Source organism: Phytohabitans flavus (assembly GCF_011764545.1).
Taxonomy (GTDB): Bacteria; Actinomycetota; Actinomycetes; order Mycobacteriales; family Micromonosporaceae; genus Phytohabitans; species Phytohabitans flavus.
Genome location: NZ_AP022870.1, coordinates 9,249,186 through 9,263,866, shown reverse-complemented (window position 1 = coordinate 9,263,866; position 14,681 = coordinate 9,249,186). Strand labels below are relative to the sequence as shown.

At 72.6% G+C, this 14,681-nt stretch carries 12 protein-coding genes and 1 pseudogene; 4 read left to right on the top strand and 9 right to left on the bottom strand.

Annotated elements, in window-relative coordinates; translation table 11 throughout:
* Positions 1 to 6 precede the first annotated feature (6 nt).
* The 6 genes from pspM to rimO all read right to left on the bottom strand — a co-directional run bounded on the left by pspM (position 7) and on the right by rimO (position 5,067).
* Positions 7 to 816 carry a phage shock envelope stress response protein PspM gene (pspM, locus tag Pflav_RS41260; protein WP_173041914.1) on the bottom strand — a complete coding sequence of 270 codons (810 nt, stop codon included), beginning with the start codon at positions 814 to 816 and terminating at the stop codon, positions 7 to 9.
* Between the two features lie 13 nt (positions 817 to 829).
* Positions 830 to 1,693, bottom strand: coding sequence for a PspA/IM30 family protein (locus Pflav_RS41255; protein WP_173041913.1), 864 nt, complete (start codon positions 1,691 to 1,693; stop codon positions 830 to 832).
* A 188-nt stretch (positions 1,694 to 1,881) separates the two neighbouring features.
* Positions 1,882 to 2,436 carry a helix-turn-helix domain-containing protein gene (locus tag Pflav_RS41250; RefSeq protein WP_173041912.1) on the bottom strand — a complete coding sequence of 185 codons (555 nt, stop codon included), beginning with the start codon at positions 2,434 to 2,436 and terminating at the stop codon, positions 1,882 to 1,884.
* Positions 2,437 to 2,563: 127 nt separating this feature from the next.
* On the bottom strand, positions 2,564 to 3,022 hold the full coding sequence (locus Pflav_RS41245) for a CinA family protein (protein ID WP_173042933.1): 459 nt from the start codon (positions 3,020 to 3,022) through the stop codon (positions 2,564 to 2,566).
* 21 nt (positions 3,023 to 3,043) lie between these two features.
* Positions 3,044 to 3,631, bottom strand: coding sequence for a CDP-diacylglycerol--glycerol-3-phosphate 3-phosphatidyltransferase (gene pgsA / locus Pflav_RS41240; protein WP_173041911.1), 588 nt, complete (start codon positions 3,629 to 3,631; stop codon positions 3,044 to 3,046).
* Positions 3,628 to 5,067 carry a 30S ribosomal protein S12 methylthiotransferase RimO gene (gene rimO / locus Pflav_RS41235; RefSeq protein ID WP_173042932.1) on the bottom strand — a complete coding sequence of 480 codons (1,440 nt, stop codon included), beginning with the start codon at positions 5,065 to 5,067 and terminating at the stop codon, positions 3,628 to 3,630. Before rimO ends, pgsA begins: the two co-directional genes overlap by 4 nt.
* 69 nt (positions 5,068 to 5,136) lie before the next feature.
* Here rimO and Pflav_RS41230 point away from each other — a divergent pair, with 69 nt between their 5' ends.
* The 3 genes from Pflav_RS41230 (at position 5,137) to Pflav_RS41220 (ending at position 10,401) form a co-directional block, all read left to right on the top strand.
* Positions 5,137 to 6,402 (top strand): FAD-binding protein, encoded by a 1,266-nt coding sequence (locus Pflav_RS41230; RefSeq protein WP_173041910.1) that lies wholly within the window; start codon positions 5,137 to 5,139, stop codon positions 6,400 to 6,402.
* 136 nt (positions 6,403 to 6,538) lie between these two features.
* Positions 6,539 to 7,768 carry an FIST signal transduction protein gene (locus Pflav_RS41225; RefSeq protein ID WP_173041909.1) on the top strand — a complete coding sequence of 410 codons (1,230 nt, stop codon included), beginning with the start codon at positions 6,539 to 6,541 and terminating at the stop codon, positions 7,766 to 7,768.
* Complete coding sequence (locus tag Pflav_RS41220) at positions 7,765 to 10,401, top strand: putative bifunctional diguanylate cyclase/phosphodiesterase (RefSeq protein WP_173041908.1); 2,637 nt, start codon at positions 7,765 to 7,767, stop codon at positions 10,399 to 10,401. Before Pflav_RS41225 ends, Pflav_RS41220 begins: the two co-directional genes overlap by 4 nt.
* Here the strand turns inward: Pflav_RS41220 and Pflav_RS41215 are convergent.
* The 3 genes and pseudogenes from Pflav_RS41215 to Pflav_RS41205 form a co-directional block, all read right to left on the bottom strand.
* Entirely contained in the window at positions 10,380 to 10,856 is a 477-nt protein-coding gene (locus Pflav_RS41215; RefSeq protein WP_173041907.1) for a DUF3291 domain-containing protein, read from the bottom strand. The two genes, Pflav_RS41220 and Pflav_RS41215, sit on opposite strands and share 22 nt — an antisense overlap.
* Before the next feature lie 7 nt (positions 10,857 to 10,863).
* Positions 10,864 to 11,517 (bottom strand): helix-turn-helix transcriptional regulator, encoded by a 654-nt coding sequence (locus tag Pflav_RS41210; RefSeq protein WP_173041906.1) that lies wholly within the window; start codon positions 11,515 to 11,517, stop codon positions 10,864 to 10,866.
* Positions 11,518 to 11,532: 15 nt separating this feature from the next.
* Positions 11,533 to 13,890: pseudogene (locus Pflav_RS41205) on the bottom strand (DNA translocase FtsK); the annotation flags it as partial.
* A 299-nt stretch (positions 13,891 to 14,189) separates the two neighbouring features.
* Between Pflav_RS41205 and Pflav_RS41200 the strand changes: the two are divergent.
* Positions 14,190 to 14,627, top strand: a complete 438-nt coding sequence (locus tag Pflav_RS41200; RefSeq protein WP_173041904.1) for a type III secretion system chaperone family protein — start codon at positions 14,190 to 14,192, stop codon at positions 14,625 to 14,627.
* Positions 14,628 to 14,681 lie beyond the last annotated feature (54 nt).

Genomic DNA, 14,681 nt, shown 5'->3' with positions numbered 1-14,681 from the left:
CAGGCCTTAGGCGGTCTGGGGTGGGGTGCGCAGTGAGTCGGGGATGCGCATCGGCTCGGTGAGGTCGCGTAGCTCGGCGAGCCCGTCCGCCACGCCGCGCAGCATGTCGCTCGCCTCGGTCAGGCGGGACACGGCCGGATGCTCGGTGGCGGTGCGGCCGTCCTCGGCCACGTAGCTGGCGGCCGCCGCGACAAGGCGCTCATACGCCACCGCGCCGCTCTCCAGCTGCTCCATGAGCGTGTGCCGCGCCTTCTCCAGCGCGGGCCGCGCGTCCGGCGGCGCGAAGCGCAGCGCCTTCTCTACGCTCGCCACGCGCTGGGCCAGGTCGCGCAGCGACTGCTCGGCCACCGCGGCCTCCAGCACCGCGGGCTCGCCGGGGCCGGTCAGGCGACCGGCCAGGCCGGAGAGGGTCATCGACGCGCGGTCGAGGCGGGTCCACGGGCCGAGGGCCGCGGAGCCGCGGAGGGCGAAGCGGGCCTGCTGGCGGCGCACCTCGTCGAGGGCGGAACGGCCCACGGGCAGCCGCTGGACGGCGGCGACAAGCTTGGCGCGGGCCTGCTCCCCAGCCACCGCGGGGTCGAGCGGTGCCGGGGCGGGCTCCGCGGCCAGCGCACGGTAGTCGACCCAGCGCCACGCGGCCAGCGCGATCGAGCCGCCGGCCGCCGCGGCCCAGCCGGCGTCGGGCAGGCCCAGGCCGGCATACGGGGTGAGCACCGCCGCGGCGCCGCCCAAGCCCGCGGCGAGCACGCTCCACCGGCGCGCCGAACGGCGCAGCCGGCGGAGCCGCCGGAAGTAGCGAGCCCGGGGATCCTTCACCGCAAGCTCCCCGCTAGCCGGCCGCGCTGGCGTCGCCGGTGGACTTTTCCTTGTTGGCGAGGCTGGCCCGGATCTGGTCGAGGCGGGCCACACCGGCCGTGTCGGCGGCGTTGGCCGGCTCGACGGCGGGCGCTGCCGGCTTGGCGGCCAACTGCTCGCCGGCCATGCTGGCCCGGATCTGCTCCAAACGGGACGATCCAGCGAGGTCCAACGTGGACTTCTGGATTTCGAGCATGCGGCCCTCGACCGAGTTGCCGGCGAGCTCGGCGCGGCCCATCGCGTTGGCGTAGCGGCGCTCGATCTTTTCCCGGACCTCGTCGAGAGACGGGGTGTTGCCCGGCGCGGCGAGCGCGGACATCGACTCCAGCGAGCGGGCCACGCTCTCCTGCATCTTGGCCTGCTCAAGCTGGCTGAGCAGCTTGGTGCGCTCGGCCAGCTTCTGCTGGAGGACCATCTGGTTGTTTTCCACCGCCTGGCGAGCCTGGCCGGCGGCGCCGAGCGCCTGGTCGTGCAGCGTCTTGAGGTCTTCCATCGACTGCTCGGCGGCGACAAGCTGGGTGGCGAGCGTCTGCGCGGTCTGCTCGTACTTACCCGCCTCGGCCTCGTCACCACCGGCCCGCGCCTTGTCGGCGAGCACCAGCGCCTGGCGAGCCATCGACTGAAGCTTCTCCACCTCGGCCATCTGCCGGGAGAGCTTCATCTCGAGCTGCCGCTGGTTGCCGATCACGGCGGCCGCCTGCTGGACGAGCGCCTGGTGCTGGCGCTGCGCGTCTTCGATCGCCTGCTGGATCTGCACCTTGGGATCGGCGTACTCGTCGATCTTGGCGCCGAACAACGCCATAAAGTAGCGCCAGCCCTTGACGAACGGGTTCGCCATCTTCGCGGTATCCCCTCAGTGTCAGCACTCCGGTCGGGCCGCCACCGCTGGGACGGCAGGCCCCCACGGTCCGGCAGAGTTCCATACTCCCAGCCCGGCGCCAACCCGTCATGCGACCTCAGGGGGATATCCGGGTATGTGCCGACGTGGCTGGGTGGATGCCGCCCCGCGCGTCAACCCTACGCGCGTCAGGCGACGCAGACTACATCCCGGTCACGCGGCGTGGGACGCACGGTGCGCGTGGTGCGCAGGACCGCGGCGAGTGGCGTGTCGTGCCGGATGGACACCGAGACGGCGCCATCGGTGATCTTGCCACCGGCGACCTTGCTGGCCCGGGCCATGCGCGGTAGGGCGGCCTCGGGCTGGCCCGCGGACTCCGGCTCGGCGCCCGCCTTGGCCGGCACCGGGGCCGGCGTCGGGGTGGGCGTGGCGGCCGGCGCGGCCGCGGGTGGCGTATCGCCACCGTCGCGCCCGCCGCCCTGAGCCGGAACGAGCACGTGCTCCATCTGCTCGGCCAGGGCCATCTCGTCGCTGACCTCGCGCAGCAGCTCGGAGAGCTGGGCGCCAAGCGCATCGCAGATCGAGGCGAGCAGCTCGCTGGACGCTTCCTTCTGCCCACGCTCGATCTCGGAGAGGTAGCCAAGGCTCACGTTGGCGGCGGTGGAGACCTCGCGCAGGGTGCGGTGCTGCCCCTGCCGGCGCGCGCGTAGTGCGTCGCCAATCACACGGCGTAGCAGGATCATCGCACCTCCCCTGGGAACGCTGCCCGCAACGTTACCCGCTTCCCGGCCCGACGACAGCTTTCCGTTTGTCGCACGTCGTTCACCGAGCCTGTCTCCGGACCAACCGGAGAAGCCGACAAAAGATTCCTTACAGGTACTCGGCCAGCAGCCGGAGCGCCTCGGTGACGCTTGCGGAGCGGATCGCTTGGCGGCCGCCGCCCAGGGAGAGTTCGCGCACGGCTGAACCGGCCGGGCCGGCCACCGCCACGTAGACGAGGCCGACGGGCTTGCCGCCCTGCGGGTCGGGGCCGGCCACCCCCGTAGTGGAGAGCCCCCAGTCGGCACCGCAGCGGGCACGGCCACCCTCGGCCAGCGCGAGCGCCACGTCCGGGTCGACAGGTCCGCGCTCGTCCAGCAGCTCCTGCGGTACGCCGGCCAGCGTCGCCTTGAGCGCGGTCGCGTAGACCACCAGGCCGCCGCGGAAGACCGCGCTCGCCCCGGCCACCTCCACGACCGTGGCCGCGACAAGACCGCCGGTGATCGACTCGACCGCGGCGAGCGTCTCCCTCCGCTCGGCGAGGGCGTGCACGACCCCCGCCGCGGCCAGTGGGGCGCGGGGGTCACCGGATCAGGCACTCGGTGCCATCCGCATGCGCAGCGCGCGGAGCGTGTAGTCGAGGCCGGTCACCACGGTCACCGCGACCGCGGCCGCCATGATCCACGGGCCGACGTCGGAGAGTGGCTCGGGGAACGGCCACAGGTACCAGCCGATCGCCAGGACCTGGAGCGCTGTCTTGATCTTGCCGCCCCGGCTGGCCGCGATCACGCCGTACCGGATCACCCAGAAGCGCAGCAGCGTCACGCCCACCTCGCGCACCAGGATCACCACCGTCACCCACCAGGGCAGCCGGTCGTACCAGGAGAGCAGCACGAGCGCGGCACCGGTGAGCGCCTTGTCGGCGATCGGGTCGGCGACCTTGCCGAACGCGGTGACCAGCCCATACCGCCGGGCGATCCAGCCGTCGACGTAGTCGGTGAACGACGCCACGCCGAACGTCAGGCAGGCCGCGATCCGCCAGTCCCGCTCGACCATGCCGGACGCCACGACCATCGCCACGAACACCGGCACCATCACCAGCCGGACCGCGGTGATCACATTCGCCGCGTTGACCACCGGTACCGGCGGAGGCGCAGGGCGCAGGTCAGAATCCGTCACGTCGCGACCCGAGGGGCGGCGGAGACCATCTCGGTGGGTACGGCCACCAGGTCCACGCCCTCGGTCGCGGTGACCGTGGCCCGGACCAGGTCGCCCGGGAGCAGCGCGGCCAGATCCACCGCGGCGTCGCCGGCGACAAGCGTCACCGAACCGTCGACCTCGGGTGCCTGGTGGGCCGCCCGGCCCTCGACGGGACCGTCGTCCACCGTGTCGACGAGCACCTCGACCACAGAGCCGAGCCGGTCGGACGCCCGCTGGGCGCAAAGCTCCTCGGAGAGCGCGAGCAGCTTGTCGTACCGCCGCTTGATCGTCGCCCGACCGACCTTGCCGGTCATCGTGGCGGCCTCGGTGCCGTCCTCGTCGCTGTAGTCGAAGACGCCGATCGCGTCGAGCCGCGCATCGGTGAGGAAGCGCACCAGCTCGTCCACATCGGACCGCGACTCGCCCGGGAAGCCGACGATGAAGTTGCTCCGCGCGCCCGCCTCCGGCGCCAGCGCCCGCACCGACTCCAGCAGGTCGAGGAAGCGGTCGGTCGAGCCGAACCGCCGCATCCGCCGCAGCACCGGCTCGCTGGAGTGCTGGAACGACAGGTCGAAGTACGGCGCGACGCCGGGCGTCGTGGCGATCACCTCGACAAGCCCGGGGCGGGTCTCGGCGGGCTGGAGGTAGCTGGCCCGCACCCGCACGATCCCCTCGACCGCGGCGAGCTGGGGCAGGAGCTTTTCCAGGAGGCGGGGGTCGCCGAGGTCCTTGCCATACGAGGTGGAGTTTTCGCTCACCAGCACCAGCTCGCGGACCCCGCTCTTGGCCAGCCACTCGGCCTCGGCGAGCAGCTCGTCCGGCGTACGTGACACGAACGCGCCGCGGAACGCCGGGATCGCGCAGAACGCGCACCTGCGGTCACACCCGCTGGCCAGCTTGAGTGCGGCGACCGGCCCCTCCTGGAGCCGGCGCCGGCGCAGGTGCTTCGGCAGGTGGCCGGGGACCACGACGTCGCTCTCGCGCCGCGCCACCGGCGTGAGCGGCAGCAGCTCGCGGCGGTCCCGAGGGGTGTGCGCGTCGAGGCGCTCGCCGGCCAGCACCGCGTCGAGGCGGGCGGCGATATCGGGGTAGTCGTCGAAACCGAGCACCGCGTGCGCCTCGGGGAGGCTCTGGGCGAGCTCCCGCCCGTACCGCTCGGCCATGCACCCGGCCGCGACCACCTTGGCCCCGGTGTCGGCGGCGGCCATCAGCGTCTGGATCGAGTCCTGCTTGGCCTTGTCGACGAAGCCGCACGTATTGACGAGCACCACGTCGGCCTGCTCGCCGTCGGTGGTGACCTCCCACCCGTCGGCGTGCAGGCGGCCGGCCAGCTCCTCCGAGTCGACCTCGTTGCGGGCGCAGCCCAGCGTGAGCAGGGCTACGCGGCGTGTTTCGGCGGAGGAGGCGGACACCACCCGAGGGTACCGGTCCGAGCAGCGGAACCGCCTGAGGCGTCCGTACCGGAAGTGCGAGAAGATCAGCAAGTGAACGAGCGAATCAGCAACTGGGCCGGCAATGTCACCTTCACCGCAGCGCGCCTGCACCGCCCTACGACCGTGCCGGAGCTCCAGGCACTCGTCGCCGGCGCGGAGCGCATCCACGCGCTCGGCACCGGCCACTCGTTCAGCCGTATTGCCGACTCCGCCGGCGACCTTGTCACGGTGGCCGGGCTGCCGCCGGTGATGGACGTGGACACCGCCGCCGGCACTGTCACGATCTCGGCCGGCCTGCGGTACGGCGAGCTGGCCCCCTACCTGAACGACAAGGGGTACGCGCTGCACAACCTCGGCTCGCTGCCGCACCTGTCGGTCGCCGGCGCGTGCGCGACCGGCACGCACGGCTCGGGCATGCGCAACGGCGGGCTGGCGACGGCCGTCTCCGCGATGGAGCTCGTGAACGCCGACGGCGAGCTGGTCGTCCTGCGGCGGGGCGAGGACCTCTTCGGCGCGGCGGCGGTCGGGCTGGGCGCCTTCGGCGTGGTCACCCGGCTCACGCTCGACATCCTGCCCACGTTCGAGGTCGAGCAGTACGTCTACGACGGCATGCCCTTCGCCACGCTCCTAGGGCACTTCACCGAGGTGATGGGGGCGGCGTACAGCGTCAGCGCGTTCACCGACTGGTCCGGTCCGACCGTGCGCAACGTGTGGGTCAAGCGCCGGGTCGACGAGCCGCTCCCGCCGCCGGAGCAGTGGTTCGGCGCCGTACGGGCGGACGGGCCGCGCCACCCCGTGCCCGCCATGCCGGCGGAGAACTGCACCGAGCAGCTCGGCGTACCCGGCCCGTGGCACGCGCGGCTGCCGCACTTCCGGCTGGAGTTCACCCCGAGCAGCGGTGAGGAGCTACAGACCGAGTACTTCGTGGCGCGCGGGGACGCGGTGGCCGGGCTGGAGGCGCTGGACGCCGTGCGCGACCGGATCGCCCCGGTGCTCCAGATCTGCGAGATCCGGACGATCGCCGCGGACCGGCTGTGGCTGAGCCCCTCGTACGAGCAGGACAGCGTCGGTTTCCACTTCACCTGGGTCAAGGACCCGGCGGCGGTGGCTCCGGCGGTGGCCGCGATCGAGGAGCAGCTTGCTCCGTTCGGCGCGCGCCCGCACTGGGGCAAGGTCTTCGCGATGGCGCCCGATGTGGTCGCCGAGCGTTACCCGAAGCTCCGCGACGCCGCCGCGCTCGCCCGCCGCCACGACCCGCGCGGTGTCTTCAGGAACGAGATGCTCGATCGCTACTTGATCACGGACGGTGACGAGTAGCTGGTCACCCGCGGGAAACTCGCGTGTCGTGATCATCAAGCGTGCATAAGTGATCACGCACGGGTACGCGCGGGCGCCCTGATGTGTGGGAAGATGCGACGTGTTTACCCAGCGTGACCCTGGGTCCGCGCCAGCCGTGGCGCCGTCGCGCCTGCTCACCGGGATCGGCGCCAGTGACCTCGCCGACTCGCGGGAGGCTGGCCGGGCCGCCGCGTCGGCCGCCGCCGGCCACTTGGGCGGCGCGTCACCCTCCCTCGTGCTCGTGTATTCGTCCGTCCGCTATTGCCTCGCCGACCTGCTGGACGGCGTCCGTGCGGTCACCGGTTCGGCGCCGCTGGCGGGCGCCACGTCGAGCGGGCACTTCCACGACGGCAGGCACGCCCGGCCCGGCGAGGGGGTCGTGGTGCTGGTGCTCGGCCCCGGGCCCTACCGCTACGGCATCGGCTCGGCGACCGGCCTGCGCGCCGACGCGTTCGCCACCGGTCGGGAGGTCGCCCGAGCGGCCCGCGCGGCGGCCCGCGACGGCCGGGCCGAGGAGCCCAGCGCCGACGAGCACGATGCCGACGAGCAGGGTCCCGAGCGGCCCGCGCACGCGGCGTTCCTGCTGCTCTCCGACGGCTTGGCCGACCACCAGCAGACGCTGCTCAGCGGCGTGCACCGGGTGGCCGGCGCGTCGGTGCCGATCGCCGGCGGCACGGCCGGCGACGACCAGCGGCGGGAGCAGACGTTCGTCTTCCACGACGGCGAGGTGCTGACCGACGCCGCGGTGGGGGTGTGGATCGACTCACCGCACCGGCTCGACGTGGCGATCGCGCACGGCTGGCGGCCGGTGAGCCTCCCGCTGCTTGTCACCAGGGTCGACGGCACGGTGGTGCACGAGATCGGCGGCCGCCCGGCGCTCGACGCCTTCCGCGAGCACTTCCCGCGCGGCGAGGTGGAGGCCGCGTTGCGGTCCGCGCCGGACGACGGCTGGCCCCGCTCGTACGCGATCGGGCTGCTCGAGCCGGACGGCACTCATCTGGTCCGCGGGGCGTACATCGACGAGGAGGGCCGGGTCAACACGTTCGCGCCGCTCCCGCCGTACGCCGCGGTGCAGCTCATGGCCTGCCAGCCCGACGACCTGCTCGGCGTCGCCGAGGGCATCGCGGCCGACGCGGTGTCCGGGCGCGCCCCCGGCGTGCTGCTTGTCTTCAGCTGCGTGGCCCGCATGGACATCCTGGGCGAGCGCGGCCCGGAGGAGGCCGCCCGCCTGCACACGGCCGCGGCCGGGGTGCCGACGATCGGCTTCTTCACCTACGGCGAGTTCGCCCGGACGACGAGCGTCGTCGGCTACCACAACGCGACGGTGGCGGCGATCGCACTGTGAGCGGAGACGAGGAAATCGAGCTGGTCGCGTCGCTGCGGCGGCAGCTTGGTGAGGCCGCCACCGCCGTCCGCGACGCGTACCGCGACACCACGCGCCTGATCCGGCTGCTCGCGGCCGTGAGCCAGCCCTCCTCGCCGGAGGAGCTCACCGACCGGATGCTCCAGGTCCTCTCCGACGTCTTCGCCGCGGACGTGACGATGCTCGCCCATGTGGCGCCGCCGCGCATGGTCGTGCGCCAGTCCTGCGGCCTCCCGGAGGACGACCCGGCGCACTCCGCGGGCTGGGTAGTCCCCGCGGAGTCGGCCGGACCGCTCGGCGGTGCCGGCCTTGCCACGCTGGGCGGGACGGGGGCCGAGGCGATGCCCGCACCGTTCGTCGCGATCGGTACCCGCTTCGCCCTCTGGATCCCGCTCGACCCCGACACCGAGACGGGCGACGTGCTGGTGCTGTGCCGGCGGGCCGGTGCCGAGTTCAGCCAGCTCGACCTCCAAGTGCTGGTATCGGTGACGCCCCGCCTGCGCTTGGCGCTGCGCGAGCGCGAGCAGAGCGCGGTCATGGCCCGCCTTGCCCAGTCCGGCCACCGGCTGGCCCGCCACCTCGAGCTGGCCCCGCTGCTCGACGAGGCGGCCGCACTCCTGCGCGAGCTGACCGGCGCCGACGACGCCTGGGTGGTCACCGTCCGGGACGGCCGCGCGGTCCGGCGCGCCCACAGCGGCATCGACGGCACGCTCGACCCGGCCGACCACCTACCCGGCTGGGAGGTGGCCTGGCAGGGCGAGCCGTACGTGCTCGTCGAAGGGGACCGCCGGCTGGTCGGCGTGCCGGTGATGCGCGACGGCGAGCCGTGCGCGCTGCTCTACGCCACCCGCGCGCTCCCCCGCCCGCTGACCGGCGACGGGGTCGAGATCCTCGCGGTGTTCGCCAACTACGTGGCGGCCGCGATCGCCAACGCGGAGCTGTACCGCGCTCTCGGCCAGAGCGAGTCGTCGCTGCGCCTGATCACCGACTCGATCAGCGACCTGGTGGCGATGGTCGACCCGGACGGGCGCTTCGCGTACGCGTCCCCCTCGCACGGCCGCGAGCTGGCCCGCGAGCCCGAGCGGCTGGTCGGGCGGCGGGTCGCCGACTTCGTGCACCCCGACGACCAGGATCGGCTGGAGACCGCGCTGAAGGGCGCCGCTTCCGGCGACAAGGTGGAGTACCGGCTGCGCACCGGCTCCGGCCGCTGGACCTGGGTGGAGAGTGCGCTGCGCCCGGCGCCCTCGGCCGGTGGCACGGTGGTGCTCTCCTCGCGCGTGATCGACGACCGCAAGCGGCTCGAAGACGAGCTGCGACTGCGCGCCACCCACGACGCGCTGACCGGCCTGGCCAACCGCACGCTCGTGGCGCAGCGGCTCGCCGAGGCGCTCGCCGACCCGGCCGGCGAAGACGACGTGGGGCTGCTCTTCTGCGACCTCGACAGGTTCAAGGCGGTCAACGACCGGCTCGGCCACGAGGCCGGCGACGACCTGCTCAAGCAGGTGGCCGCCCGGCTCCGCCACAGCCTGCGCCCGGGCGACCTGCTGGGCCGGTTCGGCGGCGACGAGTTCGTCGTGGTCCTCGACGGCGTGCGCGACCTGTCCGACGTCGCGCAGATCGGCCGGCGGGTGTCCCGCTCCCTGGACGACACGTTCCGGCTGCACGACGAGCCGGTGCGCATCTCGGCGAGCGTCGGCGGGGTGCTCGGCGTACGCCGACGGACGACGGCCAGCGCGATGCTGCGCGACGCCGACGCCGCGATGTACGCGGCGAAGGACCGTGGCCTCGGCCTTATCGAGGTCTTCGACGACGACGCGTCGAGCCGCTCGCTGGACCGGTTGGGGCTCCGCTCCGACCTGCTGGGCGCGCTCGAACGCGAGCAGTTCGCGCTCAACTTCCAGCCGATCTGCGACCTGCGCAGCGGGCAGGTTGTCGCGTTCGAGGCGCTGCTGCGCTGGACCCACCCGCAGCGCGGCCCGGTACCGCCCGACGTCTTCATCCCGCTCGCCGAGGAGACCGGCGCGATCGTCCCCATCGGACACTGGGTGCTGGAGCAGGCCTGCCGCGAGCTGGCCCGCTGGGGTTTGCACGGCGGCCCGCGGGTGCGGGTCAACGTCAACCTCTCGCCGGTACAGCTACAGCAGCCAAACCTGGCCCGCGGGCTGCTCGACATCGTGCGACAGTCCGGAGTGGACCCCGGCGACGTGTGCCTGGAGGTGACCGAGCACAGCTACCTGCGCGAAGACGTCACCGAGAGCGCGGCGGTACTCCGCTCGGCCGGGCTGCACTTCGCGCTCGACGACTTCGGCACGTCGTACTCCAGCCTCAACTACCTCAAGTGGTTTCCGATCGACCACCTCAAGGTCGACCGCTCGTTCGTCGGTGGCGTGGCGGCCAGCGACACCGACCGGGGCATCGTGCGGGCGGTGCTCGCGATCGCCGAATCGCTGCGGCTCGGCGTGATCGCGGAGGGCGTGGAGACCGAGGAGCAGCGCGCCGCCCTCCTCGACCTGGGATGCGTGTGGGGCCAGGGCAACCTGCTCTCCACGCCGCTCACCCCGGACGCGGCTCTCGACCTACTGACCGGAGCGCGTCACTCGGTCACCGCCACCTGAACGGCCGGCGCCGCAAACGGCTCGCGCAGCGTGAAGGCGTCCGGGCCGGGGCCGTCCCGGTCCAGCAGGGCGAGCCGCTCCCGCGCCTCGTCCAATGTGGGCAGCGTGCCGGCCGGGATCCACCACAGCACGAGGTGCGAGCCGAGCCCCTCGTGCGAAAACCACTCCCGCCGCCGGCGCAGCGATTCCAGGTGGGTGCCGTCCCGGTACGTGAAGTCGCGCAGCGCCTCGACCGACTCCCAGACCGACATGTTCACCATCAGGTCCGGGCCGAACGGGCGCAGGCTCGTCGCGTCGCCCGTGCCCTCGCCGACGAGCCGCCAGACGAAGCCGGGCGCGGCATCGGCGCGCTCGTTGATGAGCGTGAGGTCGTCGACGAAACCGGCCATGGACGGGCTGTCGAGCGGGGCCCGCGGGTACGCGACGTTGAGCTGGGCAAGGTGGTAGTCGGCCATGGTCGTACTATAAATCATTGATCTTGTTTTTAGAAAGAGTCACGCAGCAGTAGCCGGGTCCCGGGTCGAGCCGGGCCCGCCACTGCGCCGCGGCGGCACCCTCCAGCACGCCCTCGACGAGCGCCAGGTTCATGCCGCAGACGAGGGGTGGGAACCGCGTGGCGAGCTGGTGGAACGGGCAGTTGCGCAGGCGTACCGCGGCGTCGTCCGTCTCCGGCTCGTAGCCGCTCGAGGCGAGCACCTCGACCGGATCGGCCCCCGCACCGGCGGCGGCACCCACCTCCCGCCCGTGCTCGCGCGCGACCTCGTAGACCGCCGCGTCGGCACCGGCCCGCTCGACGCCCTCGGCGAGAAGCTCAGCCGCGGAGAGGTACGCGCGGGGCGGCACGCTGACGACGTGCTCGCCGGCGGCCCGCCGGTAGAGCTTCGCCGGCCGTCCGGCACCCGGCCCGGAACGCCCGGTCCGCCGCGCGAACGACACCTCGAGCAGCCCCGCGTCGACAAGCTTGTCCAGGTGAAAGGCGGCGAGCGTGCGCCCGACCCCGAGCGCCGCGGCCACCTCGTCCCGCCCCACCGGCTCCGCGCCGGCATCGACGACGGCCTGGTACGCCGAGCGCCGCACCGGATCGGTCAGGAGCGCGAGCGCCTCTAAATCGTCCACCCATTGACAATAGAGCTACTCGGGGCGGAGCTGGGCCAACGCCTCCTCCAGCTCGTCGGGCTTGACGAGCACGTCGCGGGCCTTGGAGCCCTCTGAGGGGCCGACGATGCCGCGCGTCTCCATCAGGTCCATCAGGCGGCCCGCCTTCGCGAAGCCGACCCGCAGCTTGCGCTGGAGCATCGAGGTCGAGCCGAACTGCGACGTGACCACCAGCTCGATCGCCTGCACGAGCAGGTCCAGGTCGTCGCCGATCTCCTCGTCGATCTTCTTCTTCGGGTCCTGCACCGGGGTCAGCACATCCGGGCGGAACTCCGGTTCGCGCTGGTTCTTGCAGAACTTGACGACGTCGTTGATCTCGGACTCGTTGACCCAGGCGCCCTGGATGCGGATCGGCTTGGAGGCGCCCATCGGCAGGAAGAGCCCGTCGCCGCGGCCGATCAGCTTCTCCGCGCCGGGCTGGTCGAGGATGACCCGGGAGTCGGCGAGCGAGGATGTGGCGAACGCGAGGCGGGACGGCACGTTCGCCTTGATGAGGCCGGTGACCACGTCGACCGAGGGGCGCTGGGTGGCCAGTACAAGGTGGATGCCGGCGGCGCGGGCCAGCTGGGTGATCCGGACGACCGAGTCCTCGACGTCGCGCGGGGCCACCATCATGAGGTCGGCCAGCTCGTCGACGATCACCAGCAGGTACGGGTACGGGCGGATCTCCCGCTCGCTGCCCGGCGGCGGCTTGACCTGCCCGGCGCGTACCTTGCGGTTGTAGTCGTCGATGTGCCGCACCCCGGCCGCGGCCAGGTCGTCGTACCGCATGTCCATCTCGCGGACGACCCAGTCGAGCGAGTCGGCGGCCTTCTTGGGGTTGGTGATGATCGGGGTGACGAGGTGCGGGATGCCCTCGTACGCGGTCATCTCCACGCGCTTCGGGTCGATCAGGACGAGCCGCACCTCGTCCGGCGTGGCCCGGGTCAGGATCGAGACCAGCAGCGAGTTGAGGCAGGACGACTTGCCCGCGCCGGTGGCGCCGGCGATGAGGATGTGCGGCATCTTCGCGAGGTTGGCCACCACGTAGCCGCCCTCGATGTCCTTGCCGAGCGCGACAAGCATCGGGTGGTGGTCACCGGTGGCCGCCCGCGAGCGGAGCACGTCGCCGAGCGCCACGTCCTCACGGTCGGAGTTCGGGATCTCCACGCCGACCGCGCTCTTGCCCGGGATCGGGCTGAGGATGCGCACGTCCGGCGACTTCACCGCGTACGCGATGTTGCGGGACAGCTGCGTGATCCGCTCGACCTTGACGCCGAGACCCAGCTCCACCTCGTACCGGGTGACCGTCGGCCCGCGGGTGAACCCGGTGACCGCGGCGTCCACATCGAACTGCTCGAACACACTCTGTAGCGCGGCGATGACCTCGTCGTTCGCCTTGCTCCGGGTTTTGGCCGCGACCCCCTGCTTGAGCAGGTTGGGCGGGGGCAGCTTGTAGTCGCCGGCCAGGCCGGTGATGGCGAGCTGCTCAGCGCGGGTGGGCGGCGTCGAGTGCTCGGGCGGCTCGGCGACCTTGCGGGCCGCGGGCACGGTCGCCGGTGGCTTGCGGGGCAGGAGGACCGTGTCGTGCACGATCTCCTCGCCGTCCGCATCTCCGGCGTCCTCGGTGCGTGCCGACTGCCGGCGGCGCGTCGTGGACCGGCGCCGTACCGGCGGCGCCTCCTCCTCTTCGTCTTCCTCGTCCTGCGCGGGCTCGTCGGCGGGGAGCGGGCGGCCCAGCAACGAGCCGACCAGCAGCCCCAGCCGCTCGGGGATCTTGTTGATCGGCGTGGCCGTGATGACCAACAGGCCGAAGAGGAGCAGCAGGATCAGCAGTGGCGTCGCCACCCACTCGGTCACCGCCCGCTCCAGCAGCCCGCCGACCGCGGCGCCGAAGAGCCCGCCCGCGTAGTCGCGCTGGGCGTTGTCGATCGGGTCCTGGGCGAGGTGCAGCAGGCCGGCCGAGGAGAGGATCAGCGCGGACCAGCCGACCACGCCCCGGCCGCGGTGCTCGGGATCGCTCGGCTCGCGCATCAGGCGGATCGCGGCGACGAGCAGCAGCAGCGGCAGCGCGGCGGCGATCGCGCCGAGGAAGAGGCGCACGGTGTCGGCCACCCGCTCGCCGACCGGGCCGGCCCCGGAGAACCAGACCGCGACACCGGTGAGGATCGACAGGCCCAGCAGCAGGAGGCCGGCGCCGTCGCGGCGATGCTCGGGGTCGAGGTCGCGGGCGTTGGCGGCCTGCTGGCCGACGCCGCGGACCAGCCAGCCCACGCTGTTCGCGAGGCCCATCCAGAGTGCGCGAACACCACGGCCGACGATGACGGCGGGGCTGGCGGTCGGGGTGCGCCGGCGGGTGGTCTGGCGCGTGCGAGCGCTCGCGGCGCGCGCAGTGGAGGCGCCGCGCCGCTTACTCGCCTGGGTGGTGCGGCCAGCCATAGGCCCTAGGATCACACGGTAGCCGCAAGGTACGACGGAACCGCGCCCGGTGGGCGGCGTGAATTTTGGTGCGCGGGCCCTTGATCCGGTCTGGCGCCGCCGTCGTATCGTGCCCCGGGAACTTCGCACCATGGGTGCCGCCCGTCACGTGGCGGAGGCGCCCAAAGATGGGCGACACCGGAAAAATCGCAGCCAGCTGAAGGGACATTTCTCGCATGCCATCCGACGGCGAGGTGCAGACCCTCGCGCCGCTCACCAACGAGCTGATCGCGCAGGTACTGAACGCCCGCGGCTACAACTTCGGCACCGACGACGACGGTGACATCGGCGGGATGTGGGACGAAAACCTCATCTGGTTTTTCCGCCGCGGCTCCCAGGGCGAGATGTTGCAGGTACGCACGCTCGCCGCGACCGAGTTCACCGTGGACGACGTGCCGCAGCTCTACGCCTTCTGCAACGAGTGGAACCACGACCGCCTGTGGCCGAAGGCGTTCGTCCACGTCAACGACGACGGTACGGCCCGCGTCTTCGGCGAGGTCACGACCGACCTGGAGCGCGGAGTCTCGCAGGCCCAGCTCGACCAGCTCATCGGCTGCGGCATCTCGACCGGCTGCCAGCTGGCCGAGGCAGCGGCGGGTTTGAAGGGTGAGTGAGCGGGGACCGCGGCCGCGCCCCGCGACGACGATGAGCGAACGCACGAAGGGAAG